Source organism: Nocardia sp. 852002-20019_SCH5090214 (assembly GCF_001665865.1).
Taxonomy (GTDB): domain Bacteria; phylum Actinomycetota; class Actinomycetes; order Mycobacteriales; family Mycobacteriaceae; genus Nocardia; species Nocardia nova.
This window is the reverse complement of sequence record NZ_LZMK01000293.1, coordinates 22,491-48,328: the sequence shown is the minus strand read 5'-3', so window position 1 is coordinate 48,328 and position 25,838 is coordinate 22,491. Positions and strand designations below refer to the sequence as shown.

Below are 25,838 nucleotides of genomic sequence, written 5' to 3'. Positions count from 1 at the left end.
GCCGGCCCGCTCGCTGGGTGCCGTTCGGCGCGTCGCCTACTTCCCGGCGCTGGGCAACGGGTGGTCGCGGAAGAAGTCCCAGATGATCCGGTTCGCGCTGATCGCCGTCGTAGTACGGCCGACCAGCGGTTCCGGCGAGATCACCGACGCGGTGCCCGGCCACGTGTGCCCGCCGCCTAGTACCGCGTACAACTGCACGGCCGTCTGCTCCGGGCACGGATAGGTGTAGCGCACGACGTCGGGGGTGACCTGCTGCCGGTCCGGTTGCGTTCCGCATCCTTCGCGCCGCGCCCACGCCGCCGCCTGATCGGGGATGCTCGCCGGTCCGGGTCCATCGACACCGCTCGGCCGCGTATCGCCGCGCTGAGCCGACCCGGTTCCGTCGGCCGAAGGCAGATATTTCGCATTGGGCCCGACACCGCCCGTATAGGCGACGATCGGATCCTCGGTGCCGTGGAAGGCGACCACCAGGACGGCCCGAACCGGATCGCACCACGCGAAGTCCTGCAGTCCGGCCACCGGCGCCACCGCGGCGATGCGATCCGCGAGCTGACATGCCAGCGACGAGGTGGTGAAGGCCCCCATCGACAGCCCGGTCACATAGACGCGGCGTTCGTCCACGCACCGGGTGGCCTCGACGTGGGTCAGCAATTCGGACAGGTAGGCGATATCGGCGCTGTGCTCACCGAAATCCCATCGCGGCACACCGGATTCGTCCAGCTGCGGCGTGACCGTCGCGAACCCGTTCGCCATGCCGAAGGAACCCAGGCCGGTGCCGGCGTACTCGAGTGCGGCCGGTTCCAGATAGCCGTGCAGATCGACGACCAGCGGCAGCGGTGCGGTGGCGGCGGGGACGTCGAGAAGGTAGGTCCCGGATTTCCCGGCCCCCGCGAAACTCTCGTTCGAGGTGCCGGTGGGATGCGGCGCCGAACATCCCGGCGACGGCCGCGCCGCGACGTTCGCAGGTTCGCCGGCCTGGGCGGTGGTCGCGGTCGAGAAGGCGGCAGCCGCCACGAGGCAGGAGACGGTGCGCAACCACCGGGACGTCGCGATTTTCATGTAGTGCCCACCTCGCGGAAAACATTGTTCTCGTCAGAGAGAACAATGATCACACAAGCGGGACGGGCGTGGGCGCAGACGGAGGAGACAGCCGCAAGCGGCCGCTCGGTCGGTGCTGCGGCTCAGTCCTTCTTCATCATTTCGTAGATGCGCTTGCAGTCCGGGCAGACCGGCGAGCCGGGCTTGGCCGAGCGCGTCACCGGGAACACTTCGCCGCACAGCGCCACCACATGGGTACCCATGACGGCACTTTCGGCGATCTTGTCCTTCTTCACGTAGTGGAAGAATTTCGGAGTATCGCTGTCGGTCGTCTCGTCGGTGGTCGTATCCGGACGAACCAGGGTGTCGGTGCTCACCCCATCGATTCTGCCATCGCCACGCGAGGGTGGTGAGCGGGTGTCGCCAACCTCATCGAATACCCCGCGGCCCGGCGGTGCTCGCGCGGCCGAAGGCGCGTGTGCATTCGATCATGCGGAGTGGAAGACTCGACGTATGCAGCGTGACGGCGACTCCTCCGACCTACCGCCCGAGTCCCGGACGTCGGGCCCCGGACGGGTCGGTTCGGAGCGCGAAGACGCACGCGCGGCCGAGCCCAGCGGCTCCGCGAACGCCGCCGAAGGCCCCGAGGTTTCGGTGCCGGCGGACGATCCGCGGCCATCGGGCGCGACGTTCGAGCGCCGGCCTCCCGGTTCGATCCCCCGGCCCACCCGCGCCTCGACCGGATATTTCCCCGGGGAGGACAAGCATCCGGTGTTGATCACCGAGGCCGCGCCCTCCCTGGAGCAGCAGCACCGCGCCCGCGTCAAGCGCTACATGATCCTGATGGGCTTCCGCATTCCCTGCCTGGTGCTGGCGGCGGCGGCCTACGGCCTGTGGAGCAACGCGCTGATCTCCCTGGCCATCATCGGCGTCTCCATCCCGCTGCCCTGGATCGCCGTCCTCATCGCGAACGACCGGCCGCCGCGCAGCAAGGACGAGCCCAGCCGCTGGGACGAGCGCCGGGCGGCGAAAGCGCTCGAATCGGGACAGCATCGGTCCATCGACGGCTGAACGACGCGGGCGACCTGCCCGGACCCGGCGAGTACGGCACCCCGTATCAGGTGGCAGAGTTCTCGTGTGCCTGCCGACCGGACCACCGCCTCCCTGCTCACCGCCCTCGCACCCGCGCTGCGCACCGCGCTGACCCGGGTCCGCTACGACGCCGACACCGTGCTCGAGGCCATCGGCGCCGACGCCCACACCGCTCTGGGGCGCTCCGAACCGGTACCGGTGCGCCGGGCCGCGCGCGAGGCCGGTGAACTCGGCACGCTGATCCGGCTGCTGCTGCTCGGTGACGCCCTGCCCGAACGGGAGGTGGCCGCGGCCTTCGCGCCGCTCGACCTCGACCGAGCCGTCGCCGCCGGTCTGCTCGAGCGCGACGGTGACTCTATCCGCGCCGAGCTGGACCTGCGCCCACTGGACCTGGGATCGGGCACCCGCTGGGTGCTGTCGGATCTCGACGACTCGATGCGGCGCCGCACACTCAGCGCCGACCACGTCCTGGGCGTGGGACAAGCGTCGCTGTCGCTGCTGCGCGCCACACCGACCGAACCCGTCGGATCGGTCCTGGATCTCGGCACCGGCTGCGGTGTGCAGGCGGTGCACGCCGCGGGCTATGCGAAGACGGTGACCGGCACCGATGTCAGCAGCCGGGCGCTGTGGCTGGCCGAGGCGACCGCCGCGCTCAACGACCTGGAGATCGAATTCGCCGAAGGCTCGTGGTTCGAGCCGGTGGCCGGGCGCCGCTTCGATCAGGTGGTGGCCAATCCTCCGTTCGTGGTCGGGCCGGCCCGGATCGAGCACACCTACCGCGATTCGGGGCTGGCCCTGGACGGCGCCAGCGAACTGGTCGTCTCCCAGGCGCCCGGGATGCTGAATCCGGGCGGCACCGCGGCGATGCTCGCCTCCTGGGTGCACGCCGGCGGTGCCGACTGGCGGACCCGGGTGGCGAGCTGGCTGCCCGACCACGGGGTCGACGCCTGGATCGTGCAGCGCGATGTGGCCGATCCGGCGCTGTATGTCGGCACGTGGCTGCGCGATGCCGGCCTCGATCCGCGCGATCCCGAGGCCCAGCAGCGGGCCGAACAGTGGCTGGCCGCCTTCGATGCGGCGAAGGTGGAGGGTATCGGTTTCGGCTTCGTCTATCTGCGCGCGATCGACGGGCCGACCGAAGTGCTCGCCGAGGATCTCACCCATGGTTTCGACGGCCCGCTCGGCGCGGAGGCACCGGCCTACTTCCGCCGCTCGGCGTGGCTGCGCACGGTCCTGGCGGACAACGATGTCGCCTGGCGTGCGCGATTCACCGTCGACGCCGCGACGGCGCTCGAACGCGTCCTGCTGCCGGGCGCCGAGGGCTGGCAGGAGCGCGTGGTCCGGCTGCATCGGGGTGACGGTCCCCGCTGGCAGCACGAGATCGACGACACTCTGGCGGCTCTGCTCGCGGGAATGCGGCCCGGCGGACTGCCGTTGGAAGAACTGGTCGAATTGCTCGCGATCGGCCACACCGGCGACACCGCCACACCGCAATTCCGAGCCGACGCGTTGTCGGCGGTCACCGGACTGGTCCGGCACGGACTGATCACACCGGAAGAACTCGACTCGACCGCAACCGACGCCGGGCGCGCGCCCGCGTCCTCCCCCCTGTTCCCGGAGTTCCCTTCTTAAGAACTTCTCAGACGGAGGATGTGAAAGCCGCAGCTCAGCACGGTTTATCGGCGCCAAGGCGGGGAACTTTCCCAGTGTCGGGTCCGTTGTTCGGAGTGAGACACCACCGACAGGAGGCAAGTCATGACAAGCCCCGCCACCACTGGAGTGCGCGCCATCGATTCGGACCTCGACGCCCAGAGCCCCGCAGCCGACCTGGTACGCGTGTACCTGAACGGGATCGGTAAGACCGCGCTGCTCACGGCCGCCGACGAGGTCGAATTGGCCAAGCGCATCGAGGCGGGCCTCTATGCCCAACACCTGTTGGAGACCGGCAAGCGGCTCTCGGCGACCCGCAAGCGGGATCTGGCGATCCTGGTCCGCGACGGCCAGGCCGCCCGCCAGCATCTGCTGGAGGCCAACCTCCGCCTGGTCGTATCGCTGGCCAAGCGCTACACCGGCCGCGGCATGCCGCTGCTGGACCTGATCCAGGAAGGCAACCTGGGACTGATCCGCGCGATGGAGAAGTTCGACTACGCCAAGGGATTCAAGTTCTCCACCTACGCCACCTGGTGGATCCGTCAGGCCATCACCCGCGGTATGGCCGATCAGAGCCGCACCATCCGCCTCCCCGTGCATCTGGTGGAACAGGTCAACAAGCTCGCCCGGATCAAGCGGGAACTGCATCAGCAGCTCGGCCGCGAGGCCAGTGACGAGGAACTGTCGGCCGAGTCGGGTATTCCGGTGGAGAAGATCGCCGATCTGCTCGACCACAGCCGCGACCCGGTGAGCCTGGACATGCCGGTCGGCAACGACGAGGAAGCCCCGCTGGGCGACTTCATCGAGGATTCGGAGGCGACCTCCGCGGAGAGCGCCGTCATCGCCGGGCTCATGCACCGCGACGTGCGCAGTGTGCTGGCCACCCTGGACGAGCGCGAACAGCAGGTCATCCGGCTGCGCTTCGGCCTCGACGACGGCCAGCCGCGCACTCTCGACCAGATCGGCAAACTGTTCGGTCTCTCGCGTGAGCGCGTGCGCCAGATCGAGCGCGAAGTCATGGCCAAGCTCCGCAAGGGTGAGCGGGCGGACCGCCTGCGTGCCTACGCCAGCTAGGTCACACAGACGCTGGGCCGCCCGGAATCCGGCCCAGCACCATCCCGGTGACCGGATAGCGTGGTCACCTCCGCTGCGCCGGCCGACGCCGGTGTGCCCTTTCCCCCTCCGGGGCACATCCGTCGGCCGGCGTGCTGTATCGATCCGCCCTGACTCTGTGTGCGAATCCCCTTGCGGCCGCGGGCGAATCGGCCGGCTATCCCGAATTGCGCAGGGCGGTGGCCAGGCCGTTCATGGTGAGCAGGATGCCGCGCTCGACCAATTCCGATTCGTCCCCGGCGCGCCTGCGCCGCAGCAGATCCACCTGCATCTGGTTCAGCGGTTCCAGATACGGGAAGCGATTACGAATGGATTCGGCCAGCGCGGGATTGTCCGAGAGCAACTGATCGCTGCCGGTGATCGCCGCGTGCACCTGCACGGTGCGGTCGAACTCGTCGCGGATCATGCCGAAGATGGTGGCGCGCAACGTCGCATCCTCGACCAGTTCCGCGTAGCTGGCGCCGATATCCATATCCGCCTTGGCCATCACCTGCGCCAGATTGGACATCACGGTGCGGAAGAACGGCCACCGCCGATACAGATCGCGCAGGGTATCCCAGCGCTCGGAATCCGTACCGGCCCACTCCTGGATGGCGCTGCCGGTGCCGTACCAGCCCGGCAGCATCACCCGCGACTGGCTCCACGCCATCACCCAGGGAATGGCCCGCAGGTCCGACACCGAATTGGTGGGCTTGCGCGAGGCCGGCCGGCTGCCGAGATTGAGGTCGGCGACCTCCGCGATCGGCGTGGAAGCCCGGAAGTAGTCGACGAAGCCGGGCGTCCGGTGCACCAGCCGCGCGTAGACCTCGCGCGCCGCGTCCGCGAGCTCCTCGAAGACTTCGTAGGCCGCCTCGGCGCCGGACCCCAACCCCTCGACATCCAGCAGTGACGATTCCAGCGTTCCGGCGACCAGCGATTCCAGATTGCGGTGGGCCGAACCGGATTCGGCGTACTTGGTGGAGATCACCTCACCCTGTTCGGTCAGGCGCAGCGAACCACGCACCGCGCCCACCGGCTGGGCGAGGATCGCGTCGTAGCTGCGGCCGCCGCCGCGGCCGACAGTCCCGCCCCGGCCGTGGAACAGCCGCAACCGGATTCCGGTCTTGCGCGCGGTTTCCACCAGATCCAGTTCGGCGCGGTACAACGCCCAGTTCGCCGCTAGATATCCGCCGTCCTTGTTGGAGTCGGAATAGCCGAGCATCACCTCCTGCGCCATCGCGCGGGCGGCGACCAGCCGGCGGTACGCCGGAACCTCCAGTGCCGCGGCCAAAGTCGCCGCACCACCGCGCAGATCGTCGATCGTCTCGAACAGCGGAACCACCCCGACCGGGGAGTGGGGTGGAGTCTGTTCGTCGCCGGGGTCGAGAATTCCCGCCTCTTTCAACAGCAGCGCCGCCTCGAGCATGTCGCTGACCGAGGTGCACATACTGATGATGTAGTTGGGCACGGTATCGGGCCCCAGCGCGTCGATCGCGGCCCGGGCCGCACGAACCACACCCAATTCCTTGGTGGCGAGTTCGCTGAGCCGGGCGTGCGGGCCCAGCAGCGGGCGGCGCGTACTCAATTCCTGTGCCAGCAGCTCGACACGCTCCGGTTCGGAGAGGCTGCCGTAATCCGGGTGCACTCCCGGCCACGCCAGCAGTTCGGCCACGACCTGCTCGTGCACCTCCGAGTTCTGGCGCATGTCCAAGCCCTGCAGGTGGAATCCGAACGTCTCCACCGCTCCGCGCAGTGCGGCCAAGCGGTCGTCGGCCAGCAGGCCGTCACCGGATTCGCGCATGGAGGCGTCGATGGTGTTCAGCTCGTCCAGCAGCTGCGCCGGCCCCTCGTACGGAGCGACGCGGGCGAGCTGCTCACCCGGCAGTTCGAGCACCGAGGGGAATTCGGCCGCCGAGCCGAGGGCGCGCTGCGCGGTCGCGGCCACCCGAAGCCGGATGCCGCGGATCGCGCGACGGTACGGTTCGTCGGCGCGCTGCGGTGAATCGTCGCCCGCGGCATCGGCCAGCCGGGCCAGCTCCGGGGTGATCGCGACCAGCCGAATCGACTGCGACAGCGACTTCTCCAGCGCGACAAGCTCTTTCAGATAGTGGCCGAAGATCACCGTGGCGGCCCGGCGGGTGGCGCGTTCCACCACCTCGCCCGTCACGTTCGGGTTGCCGTCGCGGTCGCCGCCGATCCAGGAACCGGGCCGCAGGATCGGCCGGGCGAGCAGATCGTATCCGGGCCACCGCGCCCGCAGCGCCTCGCGCACCCCGGCGTTGATGCGCGGAATCACCTCGAGCAGGGTGAGGTCGTAGTAGCGCAATCCGACCTCGATCTCGTCGGAGATCCGCAACCGCGCGAGGCGGATCAGCGCGGTGCGCCACAGGGTGAGGATCTGGCGGCGGATGTCGTGGTCGATCGCCGCGTATTCGGGTTCGTCCTCGCGATAGCGCGCCCGCCGCCGCATCAGTTCGGTGATGCGGGCCTGGACGTCGAAGACGGTACGGCGCCGCGTTTCGGTGGGATGAGCGGTGATCACCGGCGAGACCAGCGCGTCGTCGAGCACCTCCGCGGCGACCGCGCCGTCGACGCGGGCGTGGTCGAGAGCCCGATAGGTCGCGGCCAGGCTGGATTCCTGCGGTGGCTCACCGGCGGCGACGTGGACCGCGCGGCGGCGGTCGCGTTGCAGGTCCTCGGCGAGATTCGCCAGCAGCAGGAAATGGCTGAACGCCCGGATCAGCGGGATCGCCACCCGCAACTCGGTATCGCGCAGCATCTCCGCGACCGCGCTGCGTTCCACTTCCGACCGCCGCACCCTGAAGGCCTCGACCCGCACCCGTTCGACGAGGTCGAACACCTCGGGGCCTTCGTGGTCGTGAATGGTCTCGCCCAGGATCGCGCCGAGAAACCGAATATCGTCCCGCAGGGGCGCCGTAGCGCTCTCGATCTGATCTTCGCGCATACGGCCAGTATCGACCATGTCGCCCGACCGGCCGCGGTGGCGCTGGTCACGGCGGTATGGCGGACCGGGCACGCGACGGCTCACACCAGGCGGCGCGGCCCGTTGTCGAAGCGGCTCGGCTCCGGCCCGATCCGCACCCGCGCGTACAGGATCGCGGCGCCCTCCGGTGAGGCCAGCACCGGTTCCACCGACAATTCCCGCACCTCCGGCAGATCGTCGCACAGCGCCGAAATGCGTTGTGCCAGTGCGGCCAACGCCTTCTTGTCCACCGGTTCGCCGATCGTGCGACCCGATCCGGCCTGCCCGTCGAGCAGCGGGGCGGCGCGCGGCGCGTCGATCAGTTCCACCGCCTCGGCCTCGGTCAGCGGCAGCGCCCGATAGGCGCGGTCGCCGAGCAGGTCGATGATGGTTCCCGAGAGGCCGAATCCGATGACGGATCCGAACGAGGGATCGTCCTGGACCCGCAGCACGCACCCCACCCCCTTGGTCGCCATCTTCTGAATGTGGACGACCGCGTTGCCGGTCAGCTCCGCCAGATCGGTATAAGCACGCCGGACCGCGGTGTCGCGCCACAGATCGAGGCGGACACCGGTGAAATCGGGCCGGCTGCGCCACATTTCGCCGGTGGCCTTGGCGGCGACGGGATATCCCAATTCCGCGGCCGCCGCGACCGCGGCCTCGGGGTCGTGGGCTTCCCGGAATTCCACCACGCGAATGCCGTAGCAGGCGAGCAGTTCCGCGGCCTCCAGGTCACCGAGCCACTCCCCGTCGGGACTGCGAGACATCCACTGCTCCACCAGCTCTCGCGCCCGCACGACCTCGAGACCGTCCGGCCGTACCACCAGGGAGGCCGGACGCGTCCGCCACGCCGCGTACCGCCGCACCCGGGCCAGCGCCCGCGCCGCGCGTTCCGGATCCGGGTAGGACGGAATGGAACCGCGGTCGACGATGCCGCCGGCACCGCGCACGGTGAGCAGGTTCGGCATTCCGTGATCGGCGACGAACGTGGTGAGCACGGGTTTGACCGCATCCTGCGCGCCGGCCCGGATCGCCTCGGCGAAGGCGGTGACCGCCGCCGGTACCGGCGGCGCGAAGATGACGATGACGGCGTCGACCTCGGCGGAATCCATCGCACTCGCGACGGCGGTCAGGTAGTCGGCGGGTTCGGCCTGCGGCCCCAGATCGGTCGGCTCCCCCACCTCCAGTCCCTCCCCGCGCGCCGCATCCACCGCCAACCAGCCCAGAGCCGCGCTGTTGCCGATCACCGCGAGCCGCGGACCGCCGGGCAGCGGCTGATACGCCAGCAGCATGGCGCAGTCGAACAGTTCGGCGATCGTATCGACCTGCACGATTCCGGCCTGAGCGAACAGATCGCGTTCCACCGACCGTTCCAGACCGCTGACCGGCACGTTGGCGGCGTTGCGGCCGCTACTCACCGCCACCACCGGCTTGGTGCGGGCCACCCGGCGCGCGATGCGGGAGAACTTGCGCGGATTGCCGAACGTCTCCAGATACAGCAGTACGACGTCGGTGTCGGGATCGGTGTCCCAGTACTGCAGCAGGTCGTTGCCGGATACATCGGCGCGATTGCCCGCCGAGACGAAGGTCGACAGGCCGAGCTTGCGCGCGGCCGCCTCACCCAGGATGGCCGCACCCAGCGGCCCGGACTGGCAGAAGAATCCGACTCGGCCGCGACCCGGCAGGACCGGCGCCAGCGTCGCGTTCAGCGAGACCGCCGGATCGGTGTTGGCGATACCGAGCGCACTCGGGCCCACCACTCGCATGCCGTGGCCGCGCGCGGCATCGACCAGATCGCGTTCGGCGTGATAGCCGGCCGGCCCGGTTTCGGAGAATCCGGCGGTCAGCACGACCAGGCCTTTGACCCCCTTGGCCATACAGTCGTCGAGGACGGATTTGATCTCCTCGGCCGGTACGGCGACCACCGCCAGATCCAGTTCGTCGGGGATGTCGTGCACGGTCGGGTAGGCGCGCACACCGCGGACGGAGTTCCGGTTCGGATTCACCGGGTACACCGGGCCCTGGAACACGCCGGACAGCAGATTCGCCAGCACCGCCCCGCCGACCCGGCTCGCCGCCGGGGTGGCGCCGATGACCGCGATCGACCGCGGGGCCAGCAGATTGCCGACACTGCGCGCCTCCGAGGCCCGCTCCCGCGAATCCCGCACCGACAGCAGCGCTTCGGTGGGGTCGATGGCGAATTCGAGGTGCAACACCGACCCGTCGCGACTGCGCTGCACCTGGTATCCGGCCTCCCGGAAAACCGTGACCATGGTGTGGTTCTCGGCGAGCACCTCGGCGACGAAGGTCTCGATGTCGTTCTCGGCGGCCGCACCGGCCAGATGCTCGAGCAGAATCGACCCCAGCCCGCGGCCCTGATGCTCGTCGGCGACGACGAACGCCACCTCGGCCGCGCGGGGGCCTTCGCGATCGGTGAGCAGTTCGTAGCGGCCGACCGCGATGATCACCGACCCCAGCTCGACGACCAGCCCCACCCGATTGTGGTAGTCCACGTGGGTGGTGCGGTACAGATCCTTCGGTGTCATCCGCGGATAGGGACCGAAATAACGCAGATAGCGGGTGCGATCGGACAACGCCGCGTGGAAGGCCTGCATCGGCTCCGCATCGGCGGGGGTGATCGGGCGCAGCCGGACCACACCGCCGTCGGCGGCGAGCACGTCGGCGAACCAATGCTGCGGAGGCGGCGGCGGATCGGCGGGAGTGTTCTCGGCGTCCGGTGTGGTGGCGGATGATTCAGTCACGGGGGTCCTCCGGGTCCAGGCCCAGCAATCCGTAGGTCGCGCGGCGGGTGGCGAGCACCGAGGTGTCGATCGCGCGCTGCACGCGGTCGATACGGGCGTCGCCGGTGTCGAGCACACCGCCCGGCCCCTCCCACGGGGTGAACGCGGTGTCGCCACCGTCGCCCATCGTGACCGGCGCCGGCACGGTCGGGGCATAGGCGCGCACCAGCTCACGCCACTCCTCGGGGATGACGGTCCCAGGATCGATCTCGCGATCCAGCGCTATCGCCAGCAGATGGGTCCACGCTCGCGGCACCACCCGGACGACCCCGTAACCGCCGCCGCCCACGGCCAGCCAGCGCCCTTCGGCATAACGGTCCGCGAGTTCACGCATGGCGCGAAACGCCGCGCGCTGGCCGTCGACGGTGAGTTCGAGGTCGGCGAGGGGGTCTTCGCGATGGCTGTCGACTCCGCACTGACTGACCACCAGCTGCGGCCGGAACGCGGTCAGCGCTCCGGGCACCACGGCGTGAAATCCGCGCAGCCACTGCGCATCCCGGGTGCCGGGCAGGACGGCCAGGTTGATCGCGGTGCCTTCGGCCGGGCCCGCGCCGATCTCCTCGGGCCAGCCCGTGTTGGGCCACAGCGTCGCCGGATGCTGATGCAGCGAAATTGTCAGCACGCGAGGGTCGTCGTAGAAGGCGCGCTGCACGCCGTCGCCGTGGTGCACGTCGACGTCGACGTAGGCGATGCGGTCGAATCCGTTGTCCAGCAGCCACGAAATGGCCACCGCCACATCGTTGTAGACGCAGAACCCCGATGCCGCGTCGGGCATCGCGTGATGCATACCACCCCCGATGCTCACCGCCCGCCGGGTGCGGCCGGCCGCGATTTCCCGGGCGGCGGCAAGGGTTCCGCCGACGATCACCGAGGCCGCCTCGTGCATATGAGGGAAGACGGGATTGTCCATCGACCCCAGCCCGTGCGGGGGCGCGGCCGGCGGCGTGGTGCCCGGCGGTGCGGGAACGGCGTGACGCACCGCGTCGAGATAGGCGGCGGTGTGGATGCGCAGCAGCTCACCGTCGCCGGCCGGGCCGGGCGCGAGGGTTTCGATGCCGTCGAGCAATCCGAGACTGCGCGCGAGTGCCATCGTGAATCGGAGCCGGGCCGGTTTCATCGGGTGCTCCGGGGTCCAGGTGTAGTCCAGGAAGCGGTCGGTCCACACCACGGCGGCGTCGTCTGCCATACCGTCACGCTAGCCCACCGCGGCCCGTCGCCGTGGCGTTGCTCGCACGGTCGGGGACACGGGAAGCAGACCACCCGAGTTGTCGTTGTCATGCAGTAGAAATGCAAGACGACACCGGGCGCGCCTGTCGCCCGCGCGCATCCGGTCGCGCGCGCAGGTATCGGCGGAGTTCGTGCAGGACGTGCGAAATATGCTGAGGCCGATTGCGCAGCCGGGCGTGGGTAGAATTCGTGCCGACGAAGGGGTAACAGGTGAAGGATCTGGTCGACACCACGGAGATGTATCTCCGTACCATCTACGACCTCGAGGAGGAGGGCGTGGTGCCGTTGCGGGCGCGTATCGCCGAGCGCCTCGAGCAGAGCGGCCCGACGGTGAGTCAGACGGTCGCGCGGATGGAGCGCGACGGTCTGCTGATGGTCGCCGGCGACCGGCACCTCGAACTCACCGACAAGGGCCGTGCGATGGCCGTGGCGGTCATGCGCAAGCACCGGCTGGCCGAACGATTGCTGGTCGACGTGATCGGGCTGGACTGGCAGAACGTGCACGCCGAAGCCTGCCGCTGGGAGCACGTGATGAGCGAGGAGGTGGAAATGCGTCTGCTCGAGGTGCTCAACCATCCCACCACCTCCCCGTACGGCAACCCCATCCCCGGCCTGGACGAACTCGGCGTCAACTCCATCCATTCCGGTGAGGAGACGCTGGTCCGGCTCTCCGATCTGCCGCCCGGACAGGTGTCGGCGGTCGTCGTGCGGCGGTTGTCGGAACATATCCAGGCCGATCCGGATGTGATCGGTCAGCTGCGGGAGGCGGGGGTGGTCCCCGACGCCCGCGTGACCGTGGAGACCAAGCCGGGTGTGGTGATCATCTCGGTGCCCGGGCACGTCGGTTTCGAACTGTCCGACGAGATGGCCCACGCGGTCCAGGTCAGGCTGGCCTGACGAATGAAACTCCTGGTAACCGGCGGTGCCGGATATGTCGGCGGAGTATGCGCCCAGGTACTGGTTCAGGACGGCCACGAGGTCGTGGTGGTCGACGATCTGTCCACCGGCAACGCCGAGGGTGTGCCTGCCGGGGCGAAATTCGTCGACGGAGATATCGCGACCACCGGCGTCGAACTGATCGAATCCGAATCCTTCGACGGCGTCCTGCATTTCGCGGCACAGTCGCTGGTCGGCGAATCGGTGCAGCAGCCCGAGAAGTACTGGTACGGCAATGTGGTGAAGACGCTGGCGCTGCTGGAGGCGATCCGCCGCACGCAGACCCCGCGGCTGGTGTTCTCCTCGACCGCGGCGGTCTACGGTGAGCCGGAACAGGTTCCGATTCTCGAGTCCGCCCCGACCCGGCCGACCAATCCCTACGGGGCGTCGAAACTCGCGATCGACCACGCGATCACCTCCTACGCCGTCGCCCACGGTCTGGCCGCGACGAGCCTGCGGTATTTCAACGTCGCCGGCGCCTACGGCGGGCTCGGTGAGAACCGTGTGGTGGAAACCCATCTCATCCCGCTGATCCTGCAAACGGCTCTGGGGCATCGGGATTCGATTTCGGTCTTCGGCACCGACTACCCGACGCCGGACGGCACCGCGGTGCGCGACTACATCCACATTCGTGACCTCGCCCGCGCCCATGTGCTGGCGCTGGCGCAGTCGCGGCCGGGCGAACATCGCATCTTCAACCTCGGCAGCGGTACGGGTTTCTCGGTGCGCGAAGTGATCTCGGCCTGTGAGCGTGTGGTCGGCCGGCCCATTCCGGCGGTGGACGCGCCGCGGCGCGCCGGTGATCCGGCGGTGCTGATCGCCTCGAGCGCGAAGGCGATCGACGAACTCGGCTGGCAGCCCGAACACAACGATCTCGACGAAATCGTCTCCGACGCGTGGGATTTCCTCACCTCGCTCGGCGACCGCGCGCACAGCGCTCGCTGATACGCGCGGTCCCCGCGACCGTGACCGGGCGGGTGTCACCGCGACTCCGCGTCGGTGGGCGGTTCGCCGAGGTCGGCGACGGCCAGGTCGACACCCAGCCCGGCGGCGATATCGCGGCCGCTGACGGCGAGTTTGCGCACATCACCGGGGCGCATGCCGGTGCGTAGCGCCGCATCCAGCAGTCGTGCGATGCGATGCGCCGGATCGGCCTGCAGTGCCGCCTCGAACGCCACACCCGCCAGCGGTCCGTCGCCGCGGGTGTAGGCGCTGTAGCCGAACAGGGTGGCCAGTTCGGCGCGGTCGGGGCCGGTGAGGCCGCGGCAGGCACGGGACCACAGCGCTTCGGCCGCGGCGGCATGGGCACCCAGCGCCACCGCGAACAGGGAATCGCGCACCGCGGTGTCGCGCACGGCGACGGCCAGATCCGCGAGTTCGCGTGGGTCGAGTTCGTCGCCCGATTCGACGGTGCTGATCTGCCACAGCACCATGTCCAGGGCCGCGCGGCTGTAGGAGCGTGGCTCGCCGGCACGCAGTGCGCGCCGGAACCGCAGCCTGGCGGCCTCCGCGGCGCTGCCGATCACCGCGTCGATCTCGACACGCAGCGGCATATCCTCTGCCACCGCGGCCGTGAGCTCGGTGCGCGAGCCGCGGATGGGACGGCCGTCGAGCACCTGGGCGAGCGCGACCGGCGAGGCCGCCGGATCCGCTTGTGTCCCGGCACTGTCCGGATCGAGCACACTCCACCAGTCGGCACCCGGGGTGATCTCGCCCACGGCCCATGCTTCGGCGAGGAGTACGTCCTGGCTCCGCAGCGCGCCGTCGAGCACCCGCACCAAGTCGCGATGCCGGGCCGCGCGCCGCCCGGCCCGCCCCGCCCGCGGTGCCGTAGCACGATCGTCGACGATCAGCGTCACCACACCGACGGCCTGCTCCTGACCACAGAGGGCGGCCAGCTGGCCGGCCAGTCGCACCCAGGCCCCGCACCCCGCTACGTCGAGATCGTGGCGGGCCACCGCTCCGAGATAGACCGCCCCCGGGTACTTCTGCGACCGCAGCAGCAGACAGGCCACCAGCGAGCGCTGCGGTCGAAATCCCAGCAGCGCGGGCACGGCCGCGATGAACTCCGCCGGTTCGTTCATGGTCAGCGCCGTCGCCGTCCACAGCTGTTCGACGCCTTCTGCTCGCGTGTGCTGTTCCATCGCGTCTTGGGCCAGGTTCCCGGACGTCCCACCGTCGCCCCGGCCGGACAAACCCGGTTCGGCCTCACCGTCGTGCCCATCCCCGCCGGGCGGTGTCGAACCCGGTCCGGCGAGAGGCGTGTCCGCCACGCTCCCCGCCGGTTCCGGCGGCGTATCACCCTGTGACGGCAACGGTTTCGCCGTATCACCACCGGCGTCCACCATGTCGTCCGCGTTGTGCACAGCACCGTATTCCTCGTCACCGCTGTCGCTTCCGCAGATATCCGCACGCGGCCGCAACACCTGGTCGGCCTCACACCGCCAACGCCGCTTCGGCTCCCTCGAGTCGCCACAGCCGTCTCCGGCGCCGGCGCATTCGCGCACGGCCGCGCATCGGGTGCCGGCACACGCGTCTCGCGGGGCGTCCACACGTGCGCTCCCGCGAACAGTGTTGCAGTACAACGGAACTGGTGCCGTCTCGGCGGTCGACCCGCCCGTCCTCCCGCCCGTCGTGCGGGTGACTCCGTCCTGCGAGCGCCAGATCCGGTGGGCGTGTGGGGCGATGCGCGGTGAGAAAGGCGGCGACGCCGCGTCGCGCTCACTATCGGTAGCGGCTTCGTCCTCCGCGGCCTTCGTGGCCCCCGAGGCGTCCATGACCTTCCGCGCATGACCCGCGGCGGCCGAGGTGCCCTCCGACCCGCCGTGGCCTGCCTTCCGCGCATGACCCGCGGTCGTCGAGCAGCCCTCTCGGCCCGGCACGCCCGCCTGCGCCGTCGACTCGGGCAGCGGCGGGGTGCCGGGTCCGGTCACGACTCGTATCGTGTCCGCCTCCGGCGAGGCCGCGTCGGGATGCGACGCAGTGTTCGAGGGCGAGGGCGTCCGCACGGCATCGGGGCGGTCGGTGCTGGGCCGGCTGGGGTCGGTGTGTGTGGTCATGACATTCACACTGCCCGGGCGTCACCGCCGGCCCGCGTGGCTGAGCTGGGCTTTCATTTCGTCTGGGGAGCCCCTCGAGACCTGGGGATCGCGGCGGCGACACGCGGTGGAACCAGGCGGAGATGTCGGTGCCTGCTGTTACGGTTGCGCCGGGGAGAGCACATCCGCCCGAGGTGTTCAGCGGGTGCGGACCTTGGCGACCGCGGCCGTGAAGACCTGGTCCAGGCCGGTCGTATCCGGTGCGTCGGCACCGAAAGTCATTGCCGTGGTTTCGATTCGGATGTCACCGACCTGCGCGAGCAGTGTGCGCAAGGCCGGATCGGCGGAGCTGCCGGGCGGCGCGCCGGTCACCGTCCGGCCGAAGGCCAGAGAGTCGTCGGCATCGACCGGCGGAGGCGGCAGCAGCCGCGTGGTGATCGTGCGATCGATCGCCGCGTGCCGGGCGTGCACCGTGGCGCAGCGCGAAAGCTGATCCCCCAGACGGGACAACGGCTCGTTCGTACGGCTGAGCACGACGGTGATCGTGGCTCGCGTCCGGTCGTCCGTGCCGACCACGACGGCGATCCGGCCGGGATCGGGCGGATCGGGTGCGCAGTCCGGCGGGTCGATTTGTGCCCCCGGCGGAATCGCGGTGAGGTCCGCGGCCGCCGCCGCGGCGCGATCACCGGAGGCGACGACGGTCGTATAGCCCGTCGGGAATCGGTCCTGGCCGGGCAGCATCGCCGTCAGATCACCGTCGATATGCCGGGTGACCACACTCTGGCGCATCGCGGCCGGATGCCCGGACACCGTGGAACCGCACGCGGCGAGCAGACAACTCAATGCCGCGTACCCGACGGTGCGGCCGAACCCGCGGCGCCTCCGCGAGGCCGGCGGATCCGGGACGCTCACTCCCCCACTATGGCCGATACCGCCGCCCCCGCGGATCTGCCACGCCGACCCCGCGGGAATACGGCCCGCCGATCCGGAGTTGTCTTCTCCGGTAGGGCAGAGCGTGGCCTACCTCCGCCGGGTGCGCTCCGCGACCGCTACTCTGCAGGGTTACATCCCCCGGTGGACCGGCGGTTTCCGTCGGATGTCACCACCCGCACGCCGACCGGTACGCGACCCCCGCGCGCGTACCCTGGACGGTGGAGAGGTGGCGAGATCCGGCACCGGGCCACCACTGAAAACGACTGAGGCGGACAGGGCTTGACCAGGGAGTTTGGCAAATGAGCAGTATGTACGAGCTGGAGTTCCCCGCTCCGCAGCTGTCCTCGGCCGACGGCGAGGGTCCGGTGCTGGTGCACGGCCTGGAAGGTTTCACCGACGCGGGTCACGCGGTACGGCTGGCAACGACCCATCTGCGCGAAAGCCTCGAATCGGAGCTCGTCGCCTCGTTCGACGTCGACGAATTGCTCGACTATCGCTCGCGGCGGCCGTTGATGACGTTCAAGACCGACCACTTCTCGGACTACGCCGATCCGGAACTGAACCTGTGGGCGCTGCGCGATACCGCCGGCACCCCCTTCCTGCTGCTGTCGGGCATCGAACCCGACCTGCGCTGGGAAAAGTTCGTGACGGCGGTGCGCCTGCTGGCCGAACAGCTCGGCGTGCGTCGCAGCATCGGCCTGAGCGCGATCCCGATGGCGATTCCACACACCCGGCCGCTGGGTGTCACCGCACACGCCAGCGACCGCGATCTGATCGGTGAGCATCAGCGCTGGCCCGGAGAACTGCAGGTTCCCGGTAGCGCGTCGTCGCTGCTGGAGTACCGCATGGGACAGCACGGCCACGAATCCATCGGATTCTCGGTGCACGTCCCGCACTACCTGGCGCAGACCGCGTACCCGGAAGCCGCGCAGACACTGCTGGAGAACGTCGCCGACAACGCCGGGCTGGAACTTCCGCTGGCCGCACTGGGCGAGGCAGCGGCCCGCGTGCGCGAACAGGTCAACGAGCACATCGCCGGAAATGCCGAGGTGGAGACGGTGGTACAGGCGCTCGAGCGCCAGTACGACAGCTTCGTCACCGCCCAAGAGCGCCGCTCCAGCCTGCTCGCCGGCGAGGCCGACCTGCCGACGGGCGAGGAACTGGGCGCGGAGTTCGAGCGCTTCCTCGCCGAGCAGACCGAATTCGGCGACGGCGACGACCCCCGGGACTGACCCACACCACATCGCCCGGCGCGCACGGTTCACCGCCGTGCCGCCGGGCGATGCGGTACCCGCGGCGGTTCGTCGGTAACGTGGACGCACGTGCAGCTGTCCGAACTGGTTCCCGACCGTGCCGTGCCCGACGTGGATGCCGACTGGCTGTACGAAACCTTCGCCGAATGGACTTCCGCCCAGGGGCTGACGCTGTATCCGGCGCAGGACGAGGCGCTGCTCGAGCTGATGACCGGCGCGAACGTCATCCTCGCCACCCCCACCGGCTCCGGCAAATCGATGGTCGCCGTCGGCGCCCACTTCGCCGCGCTGAACCGCGGTGAGCGCAGCTACTACACCGCGCCGATCAAAGCGCTGGTCAGCGAGAAGTTCTTCGCGCTGTGCGAGGTGTTCGGCGCCGACAAGGTCGGCATGGTCACCGGCGACGCCGCGGTGAATCCGACCGCCCCCATCATCTGCGCCACCGCCGAAATCCTCGCCAATCTCGCGCTGCGGGAAGGCGCGGACGCCGATATCGGCCAGGTGGTGATGGACGAATTCCATTTCTACGCAGATCCCGATCGCGGCTGGGCCTGGCAAGTGCCGCTGCTGGAACTGCCGCGCGCCCAATTCCTGCTGATGTCGGCCACTTTGGGTGAGGTGGACCATTTCGCCCGGGATCTGGAACGCCGCACCGGCCGCTCCACCGCCGTCGTCACCGGCTCCGAGCGCCCGGTGCCGCTGCTGTTCTCCTATGTCCGCACTCCCATCACGGAGACCCTGGAAGATCTGGTGACCACCAGCCAGGCCCCGGTCTACGTCGTGCACTTCACCCAGGCCGCCGCACTCGAGCGCGCTCAGGCGCTGACGAGTGTGAATTTCGCGTCCAAGGCGGAAAAGGACGCAATCGCCCAGGCGCTGGGCGGATTCCGGTTCGCGACCGGATTCGGCAAGACACTGTCGCGGCTGATCCGCCACGGCATCGGCGTGCACCACGCCGGGATGTTGCCGAAGTATCGGCGGCTGGTGGAACGGCTGGCCCAGGACGGGTTGCTGAAGGTCGTCTGCGGCACCGACACCCTCGGTGTGGGCATCAACGTGCCGATCCGCACGGTGCTGCTCACCGGATTGACGAAATTCGACGGGGTGCGCACGCGGCGTTTGAAGGCGCGCGAATTCCATCAGATCGCGGGCCGGGCCGGGCGCGCCGGGTACGACACCGTCGGCACGGTGGTGGTGCAGGCACCCGAGCACGAGGTGGAGAACGCCAGGCTGGTCGCCAAGGCCGGCGACGATCCGAAGAAGCTGCGCAAAATCCAGCGGCGTAAACCTCCGGAGGGTTTCGTGTCCTGGTCGGAGGACACCTTCGACCGGCTCGTCACCGCGCAGCCGGAACCGATGGTGTCTCGCTTCCGTGTCACCAATTCGATGCTGCTCAACGTCATCGCCCGGCCGGGCAACTGTTTCGACGCGATGCGCCATCTGCTCGAGGACAATCACGAACCACGGCCTGCGCAGCGCAAACACATCCTGAAAGCGATCCGGCTCTACCGTGCGCTGCGCGATGCGGGCGTGGTCCAGCAACTCGACGAACCCGACGCCACCGGTCGTCGGGCGCGGCTCACCGTCGATCTGCAGCGCGACTTCGCGCTCGACCAGCCGCTGTCGCCGTTCGCGCTGGCAGCGCTGGAGCTGCTTGACAACTCCGCTCCCAGCTACACACTGGATGTGGTGTCGATCATCGAATCCACACTGGAGGATCCGCGCCAGTTGCTGCTCGCCCAGCAGCACCGGGCGCGGGGTGCGGCGATCGCCGAAATGAAGGCCGACGGCATCGAGTACGACGAACGCATGGAGCTGATCGAGGAGATCACCTGGCCGAAACCGCTGGCCGAGTTGATCGAACCGGCCTTCGAAACCTATCGCGCCGGCCATCCGTGGGTCTCGGAATTCAGCCCCTCCCCCAAATCCGTGGTGCGCGAAATGATCGAGCGCTCACTGACTTTCGCCGAACTGGTCTCCCAGTACGAGCTGGCGCGCTCGGAGGGTCTGGTGCTGCGCTACCTCGCCGACGCCTATCGCGCGCTGCGCCGGACCGTCCCCGAATCCGCGCGCACCGAGGAACTCGAGGACATCACCGAATGGCTCGGTGAGCTTGTCCGCCAAGTCGATTCGAGTCTGCTCGACGAATGGGAGCAACTCACCAATCCGGGCGCCGAGACCGACGACGATCAACTCGCCTTCGGCGCCGACACCGTGCGGCCGATCACCGCGAACGAACGTGCGTTCCGGGTCATGGTGCGCAACAGCATGTTTCGCCGGGTCGAGCTGGCCGCCCGGCAGCGCTGGGACGAACTCGCCGAATTCGACGACGGTCCGGACTGGGCGAACGATCTGGCCGCGTACTTCGACGAGTACGGCGCGATCGGCACCGGCCCGGACGCCCGCGGCCCGGCGCTGTTCGCCGTGGAGACCGAACCGGGTTTCTGGCGGGTGCGCCAGGTGCTCGACGACCCCGCCGGTGATCACGGCTGGGCGCTCGAGGCCGTCGTGGATCTGGCCGAATCCGATGCCGCCGGCGAGGTGGTCTTCGATGCGATGACGGTGCGTGCGGGATGAGCACGATCGTTCTCGGCCTCCGTCGCGATCCGGCCACGACGCTCGTACGCCGCCGAAAACCCGGTGCCGACGCGCTGATCTGATCCGGCCGCCGTCCCCCGGTGCGGGCCGCGCTGACCCGAGCGTGATCAAGCCGACCCTCGTTCCGGTTCGTTTCCCGTGCCCCCGCGCTGATACTCTCTCGCTCGCTGCCTGCAGCGGGAGGCTGCCCAGAAGAAAGAGAGTTCCCTTAGATTGACCGGTACAAACGCGCCCGAGTCGCCCTGTCTCGTCATCGACCTCGATCGGGTGCGCGGCAACTTCCACGCTTTCCGTGCGGCCTTCCCGTCGGCACGAATTCGCTTCGCTGTCAAAGCATCTCCGATGCCGGAGATCATCCGGCTGCTCGATTCCGAGGGCGCCGAATTCGACGTCGCCAGCATCGGCGAGATCGAGATGTGTGTGGCGCTGGGGGTCGACCCGGCAGTGCTCTGCTACGGCAATCCGATCAAGAAGGCCGCCCACATCGCCGCCGCCTACGCCGCGGGCGTGCGCCGGTTCGCCTTCGACACCGAGGACGACCTGGAGCGGATCGCCGAACTCGCGCCGGGCTCGGAGGTGGAGTGCCGGTTCCTCGCCTCCGCGCCGCAGTCGCAGACCCCGTTCGGCACCAAATTCGGCTGCGCGCCCGGTGAGGCGGTGCGGCTGCTGGTGCGCGCCGGCGACCTGGGCCTGCGGGTGGCAGGCCCCTATTTCCACGTGGGGTCCCAGCAACTGGATCCGGTGGCGTGGCAGATCGGCATCGAGCAGGCCGCTGCCATCACGGAGGCGCTGGCGGTCAAGGACATCCCGGTGACGTCGGTGAATATCGGTGGGGGCCTGCCGATTTCGTACGCCGACCCGGCGCCGGAGCTGTCCGAACTGAGTGCCGTGATCGCCGAGTCGGCGACGCGGCACCTTCCCGAGCACACCGACCTGGTGGTGGAACCCGGCCGTGCCCTGGTGGGCAATGCCGGCGTGATCCACGCCGAGGTCGTGAACGTGCGCATCGCGCCGGACGGGCGGCGCTGGGTGTATCTCGACATCGGCCGCTACAACGGTATGGCCGAGACCGAGAACGAGTACATCGCCTACCGGATCGACACCGACCGCGACGGCGACCCCGTCGACGAGGCGGTGATCGCGGGCCCTACCTGCGACGGAGACGATGTACTGTATCAACGCACGCGAGTCCTTCTGCCGACCACGCTGCGAGCCGGTGATCCCGTTCGGATCCTCGATACCGGCGCTTATACGGCGAGCTATTCGTCGGTGTCCTTCAACGGTTTTCCGCCTTTGACTGTGCATGTCATCGGCGCTGAGCGAGAGTGAGTTTGCCCATGACGGCAGAATTCACCGGCTGGCACGTGCTGGCCGAGTTCGGTGGTGTCGACGTAGCCCTCTGCGACGATCTCGAACGACTCGAAACAGCGCTTCGACAATCGTTGCTCGCCGCGGGAGTGACGATCTGCGAGGTGGTGCACAAGAAGTTCGAGCCCCACGGCGTGACGGTGCTGGCGCTGCTGTCGGAATCGCACGCGTCGATCCACACCTATCCGGAATCCGGCGACATCTTCGTCGACGTGTTCACATGCGGCAGCATCGGCGCCGGCGCCACCAAGGCGGTCGAGTTGCTGCAGGAAGCGCTGCAGCCGGAATCGGTGCATATGGAGGTCGTGCAGCGCGGGCATCACGCGCGCCGGGTGCACGAGCCGGTCGGCGACGGCCTGACCCGCGTCTGGGATCTGTCGGAGGTGATCGTGGATGCGCGAACTCCGTTCCAGCACATGGTGATCGCGCGCACGGCGCAGGGCGTGTCGCTGTTCTCCGACGACGACCGGCAGTCCACCGAGTTCTCCCAGCTGACCTATCACGAGGCGATGCTGGTCCCGGCCTACGCGCTGGCGGCCAAGCTCGACAACGTGCTCATCATCGGTTCCGGGGAGGGCGTGGCCAGCCAGATGTCGGTGGCCGCGGGCGCGACCCGCGTCGACCATGTCGATATCGACCGGATGGAGGTCGAGCTGTGCGCCCGGCATCTGCCCTACGGATACACTCCCGCCGATCTGGAGGCCGCGGTCCGCGGTGACGGCGCGATCCGGATGCACTACGCCGACGGCTGGGACTTCCTGGCCGAGGCCGAAGCCGCCGGTGTGCGCTACGACGTGATCGTCATCGACCTCCCCGACGAGCGGGTCGAGGACGCCCAGCACAACCGCCTCTACGAGGAGGAATTCCTCACCCGATGTAAGGCGCTGCTGGCCGAGGGCGGCGTTCTGGCCGCTCAGGCCGGTTGCCCGACCATGTGGCGCAACGAGACGCTGAAGCGTTCGTGGCAGCGGTTCACCGATCTGTTCGCCACCGTGGTGCCCTACGGCAGCGACGAGCACGAGTGGACGTTCCTGTTCGGTGTCGCCGAGCGCATCGACGACCCGGTCGCGGCGATGTGCGAGAAGCTGCCGAAGCTGCCCTACCATGCGGAGACGGTCGACGAACGCGCGCTGGTGCGCGGCGCCATCGAACCGTACGCACTGCGGGAGATCGCCGCTCGGGCATGATACGGCCGGCGATCGTGGATCGGCTTGCCTGACAATCGAATACGAGAAGGACCGCCCGGGACGACAGTCCCGGGCGGTCCTTTTCGACAGCCGTCGTCACGAACCTGCCGCACACCTGCTTCGCGGTCTATGGCCGTCCACCGACGCTCAGGCGCGCTCCTGCCGCCACTGGGCCGTGCGCTCGACGTAGCGGTCGAGGTGGTGGGAGACGAACACTTCGGGCAGCCAGTCGTTGCCCGTGACCGCCGACGACCAGACGAAGGTCCGCACGGGTTGCTCGTAACCGATCAGCTCGATCGGGCGCAGATCGTATTCCGGATCCTCGAAGGCTTCGATGGTCCGCCAGTCGGCCGCGGTCAGCCCGCGCAGGACCAGCCCGCCCGCCATTCGCCCGGGTTCGGCCACCAGCCCCGGGTAGAGCCGCTGCGGCAGGGCCGCGACCCGCCAGCCCCGCGCGACCGCGACATCCATCTCGGGCGTGCGGCCCAGCAGCACATCGAGCACGGGACCGAATTGCAGGGTGCCGTAGGCGAACAGGTCCGGGCCGGGATCGTCGGGACGCGCGCGGCGTTGCGGCGCGGGCTTCTTCGCCGCGGTCACCGGATCACCCCTCCGGCATCTCCGGCGCCCTCCGCGCACCTATCCGTCGTTACGTCGAACCATCCGTTCCTACTCGCACACCCGTATCGCATCCCTCCACTGTGCCGAATGGGCGAGCGGCGCATCACACCGGGTAAACGTGACCTACATCACAGGTTACGTCGTCGCTGGTCACGGGTTGCCGAGAAGTCGCCAGACCGGGAAACCCTCCTTCCGCGGGATGCGCGCGGTAGCCCTCGCGCTATCCGACAGGCCGCACAGAATTCCCGGTGACCCGGGCGAACAGATCAGGGTCGTGCGAGTTGACGATGGTGATCGCATTGCCGTGGGCGCGGCCCAGTTCCACCAGTCGCCGCCGGTTCTCCAGATAAGCCCCGCGCACGATCGAGCCCAGTTCGAACGACCACCAGAACAGCGGCGTCTTCGGCCCGGCCGGGTCGATCTCGCTCGCGACGTAGAACGCGTCACCGGCGTGCAGCAGCCAGCCCGACCCCGTGTCGACGGCGACCCCGACGTGACCGCGCGTGTGGCCGGGCAGCGGGACGACCAGGATTTCCGGCGGCACGCCCGGCAAATCGCGCACCGCGCGGAAACCGAACCACTCGTCGGTGCCGTCGAGTTCGTTGACCATCCAGCGCGGCCCGTGCGACCACTGCGCCGCCCGGTAGCGCAGTCGCTCCGACAGCGTCCGCCCCGCGGTCGCCGCGCGGAATTCGGGCCCGTGCACGTGAATTGTCGCCTCGGGGAAATCCGCCAGTCCGGCGGAGTGGTCGAGGTCGAGGTGCGTGAGGATGATGTGGCGCACATCGGCGGGGTCGTAGCCCAGCGCCTGGATCTGCCGGATTGCGGTGTGGTGCTCGGCGGGCCGGATGCCGAGCAGAAAGCGGCCGGGGCCGACGAAGCGGCCGGGATCGCGCACACAGTCGAGCCCGAATCCGGTATCCACCAGCACCAACCCGGTCCTGGTCTCGATGAGCAGGCAGTGGTCCACCATGCCCATGGCCATGGTGCCGCAGTTGAGGTGATGAATCCGCACGCGACGAGCGTTCCAGACGCCCACCGGCCGGTCAATCGGGATGGGAGACCATGGAATTTCTCATATCGGGCGTTGTGCCCGAATGATTTCCGCCAGCTGTTCGTAGTCCTCCACGCGTGCGGTCGAACCCCGGAAGACCAGGCCGATGGTGCGCCCCGGCGCGGGCGCGGCGAACCGAGCGATATCCAATGTGCCACGGGAGGTTTCGGCCGCCACGGCCATCTCGGGAATCAGCGTCACCCCGAGCCCTCCGCCCACGCACTGCACCACCGTCGTCAGCGAGGCCGCGCGAGTATCGCCGACCGGCCCCGGGCGCACGTCCTGCGACCGGCACAGATCCAGCGTCTGGTCACGCAGGCAGTGCCCCTCGTCGAGCAACAGCAGCGGCAACTCGTCCAGGGCCGCGGGCTCGATGTCGCTCCGCCCGGCCAATTCGTGGCCGAGGGGCGTGACCAGGACGAATTCCTCGGTGTAGAGCGGGATTTCGACCATGCCGGTGGCCTCGGACGGCAGTGCCATCATCGCGACGTCGAGGACGCCGCTGCGCAATCCGTCGAGCAGCCGGGCGGTCTGATCCTCGATGACATGCGGCACCAGAGCCGGCAACCGGCGGCGCAGTTCCGGCAGCAACGCGGGCAGCACATAGGGCGCGACGGTGGGGATGATGCCCATGCGCAGGGTGCCGCCGAGACCGTCGCCGGCCGCGGTGGCGACGAAGCGGTCGGCGGCCTCGAGCGTCGCCATCGCCTGCGGCAGCAACCTTTTGCCCGCGGCGGTCACCAGCACCCGGCGGGTGCTTCGCTCGATCAGCTGCAGGCCCAAACCGTTTTCCAGTGATGCCAGTGCCTGCGATAACGTGGGTTGGCTCACATTCAGATGAGCCGCGGCGGTCCCGAAGTGGCGGTATTCCGCAATCGCCACGAACGCACGCAGCTGTGACAGGGTGGGCTGATAAGTCTGATCAGTCACGCCTATCAGTATAGTGCAACTGATCACCTTTACCTTT

At 69.0% G+C, this 25,838-nt stretch carries 19 protein-coding genes; 9 read left to right on the top strand and 10 right to left on the bottom strand.

Translation table 11 applies throughout. The features are described 5' to 3' along the window. Window positions 1-36: 36 nt before the first annotated feature. Both A5780_RS22835 and A5780_RS22830 read right to left on the bottom strand, forming a co-directional pair. The gene (locus tag A5780_RS22835; RefSeq protein ID WP_064909553.1) at window positions 37-1,059 is read right to left on the bottom strand and encodes a PHB depolymerase family esterase; all 1,023 of its coding nucleotides are present in this window, start codon (window positions 1,057-1,059) and stop codon (window positions 37-39) included. Between the two features lie 122 nt (window positions 1,060-1,181). Next, a complete protein-coding gene (locus A5780_RS22830; protein ID WP_030517239.1) occupies window positions 1,182-1,415 on the bottom strand; it encodes a DUF3039 domain-containing protein in 234 nt (77 codons plus the stop codon). A gap of 337 nt (window positions 1,416-1,752) precedes the next feature. Between A5780_RS22830 and A5780_RS42070 the strand changes: the two genes are divergently transcribed. From A5780_RS42070 to A5780_RS22815, 3 genes are all read left to right on the top strand, one after another. After that, window positions 1,753-2,109 carry a DUF3099 domain-containing protein gene (locus tag A5780_RS42070; RefSeq protein WP_051756799.1) on the top strand — a complete coding sequence of 119 codons (357 nt, stop codon included), beginning with the start codon at window positions 1,753-1,755 and terminating at the stop codon, window positions 2,107-2,109. Between the two features lie 66 nt (window positions 2,110-2,175). Further along, window positions 2,176-3,762 (top strand): methyltransferase, encoded by a 1,587-nt coding sequence (locus tag A5780_RS22820; RefSeq protein WP_082976660.1) that lies wholly within the window; start codon window positions 2,176-2,178, stop codon window positions 3,760-3,762. 123 nt (window positions 3,763-3,885) lie between these two features. Then, window positions 3,886-4,854 carry a sigma-70 family RNA polymerase sigma factor gene (locus tag A5780_RS22815; protein WP_030517242.1) on the top strand — a complete coding sequence of 323 codons (969 nt, stop codon included), beginning with the start codon at window positions 3,886-3,888 and terminating at the stop codon, window positions 4,852-4,854. A gap of 196 nt (window positions 4,855-5,050) precedes the next feature. On the opposite strand, the gene ppc is transcribed toward A5780_RS22815, so the two are convergent. From ppc to A5780_RS22800, 3 genes are all read right to left on the bottom strand, one after another. Then, window positions 5,051-7,837: a phosphoenolpyruvate carboxylase gene (ppc, locus tag A5780_RS22810; RefSeq protein WP_082976659.1), complete on the bottom strand. Its 2,787-nt coding sequence runs from the start codon at window positions 7,835-7,837 to the stop codon at window positions 5,051-5,053. 80 nt (window positions 7,838-7,917) lie between these two features. After that, the gene (locus A5780_RS22805) at window positions 7,918-10,617 is read right to left on the bottom strand and encodes a bifunctional GNAT family N-acetyltransferase/acetate--CoA ligase family protein (protein WP_063016615.1); all 2,700 of its coding nucleotides are present in this window, start codon (window positions 10,615-10,617) and stop codon (window positions 7,918-7,920) included. Next, window positions 10,610-11,842, bottom strand: a complete 1,233-nt coding sequence (locus A5780_RS22800; RefSeq protein WP_064909552.1) for an acetoin utilization protein AcuC — start codon at window positions 11,840-11,842, stop codon at window positions 10,610-10,612. Before A5780_RS22800 ends, A5780_RS22805 begins: the two co-directional genes overlap by 8 nt. Window positions 11,843-12,093: 251 nt before the next feature. Here A5780_RS22800 and A5780_RS22795 point away from each other — a divergent pair, with 251 nt between their 5' ends. Together A5780_RS22795 and galE are read left to right on the top strand one after the other, a co-directional pair. Then, window positions 12,094-12,780 carry a metal-dependent transcriptional regulator gene (locus tag A5780_RS22795; RefSeq protein ID WP_030517246.1) on the top strand — a complete coding sequence of 229 codons (687 nt, stop codon included), beginning with the start codon at window positions 12,094-12,096 and terminating at the stop codon, window positions 12,778-12,780. Between the two features lie 3 nt (window positions 12,781-12,783). Next, on the top strand, window positions 12,784-13,764 hold the full coding sequence (gene galE, locus A5780_RS22790; protein WP_063016620.1) for a UDP-glucose 4-epimerase GalE: 981 nt from the start codon (window positions 12,784-12,786) through the stop codon (window positions 13,762-13,764). Between the two features lie 35 nt (window positions 13,765-13,799). Here the strand turns inward: galE and A5780_RS39325 are convergent, their stop codons facing one another. Both A5780_RS39325 and A5780_RS22780 read right to left on the bottom strand, forming a co-directional pair. Then, on the bottom strand, window positions 13,800-15,245 hold the full coding sequence (locus A5780_RS39325; protein WP_197521835.1) for a DUF4192 domain-containing protein: 1,446 nt from the start codon (window positions 15,243-15,245) through the stop codon (window positions 13,800-13,802). An 810-nt stretch (window positions 15,246-16,055) separates the two neighbouring features. After that, the gene (locus A5780_RS22780; protein ID WP_063016624.1) at window positions 16,056-16,769 is read right to left on the bottom strand and encodes a DUF5642 family protein; all 714 of its coding nucleotides are present in this window, start codon (window positions 16,767-16,769) and stop codon (window positions 16,056-16,058) included. A 320-nt stretch (window positions 16,770-17,089) separates the two neighbouring features. Here A5780_RS22780 and A5780_RS22775 point away from each other — a divergent pair, with 320 nt between their 5' ends. The 4 genes from A5780_RS22775 (at window position 17,090) to speD (ending at window position 23,196) form a co-directional block, all read left to right on the top strand. Next, a complete protein-coding gene (locus tag A5780_RS22775; protein ID WP_062962321.1) occupies window positions 17,090-18,022 on the top strand; it encodes a proteasome assembly chaperone family protein in 933 nt (310 codons plus the stop codon). A 90-nt stretch (window positions 18,023-18,112) separates the two neighbouring features. Then, complete coding sequence (locus tag A5780_RS22770; protein ID WP_064909551.1) at window positions 18,113-20,620, top strand: RNA helicase; 2,508 nt, start codon at window positions 18,113-18,115, stop codon at window positions 20,618-20,620. A gap of 288 nt (window positions 20,621-20,908) precedes the next feature. Then, complete coding sequence (locus tag A5780_RS22765) at window positions 20,909-21,970, top strand: type III PLP-dependent enzyme (RefSeq protein WP_063016629.1); 1,062 nt, start codon at window positions 20,909-20,911, stop codon at window positions 21,968-21,970. 8 nt (window positions 21,971-21,978) lie between these two features. Beyond that, window positions 21,979-23,196: an adenosylmethionine decarboxylase gene (speD, locus tag A5780_RS22760; RefSeq protein WP_064909550.1), complete on the top strand. Its 1,218-nt coding sequence runs from the start codon at window positions 21,979-21,981 to the stop codon at window positions 23,194-23,196. Between the two features lie 147 nt (window positions 23,197-23,343). On the opposite strand, the gene A5780_RS22755 is transcribed toward speD, so the two are convergent. From A5780_RS22755 to A5780_RS22745, 3 genes are all read right to left on the bottom strand, one after another. Then, entirely contained in the window at window positions 23,344-23,796 is a 453-nt protein-coding gene (locus A5780_RS22755; protein WP_063016633.1) for a gamma-glutamylcyclotransferase family protein, read from the bottom strand. A gap of 241 nt (window positions 23,797-24,037) precedes the next feature. After that, the gene (locus tag A5780_RS22750; RefSeq protein WP_030517255.1) at window positions 24,038-24,832 is read right to left on the bottom strand and encodes an MBL fold metallo-hydrolase; all 795 of its coding nucleotides are present in this window, start codon (window positions 24,830-24,832) and stop codon (window positions 24,038-24,040) included. A gap of 60 nt (window positions 24,833-24,892) precedes the next feature. Next, a complete protein-coding gene (locus A5780_RS22745) occupies window positions 24,893-25,801 on the bottom strand; it encodes a hydrogen peroxide-inducible genes activator (protein WP_063016634.1) in 909 nt (302 codons plus the stop codon). Window positions 25,802-25,838 lie beyond the last annotated feature (37 nt).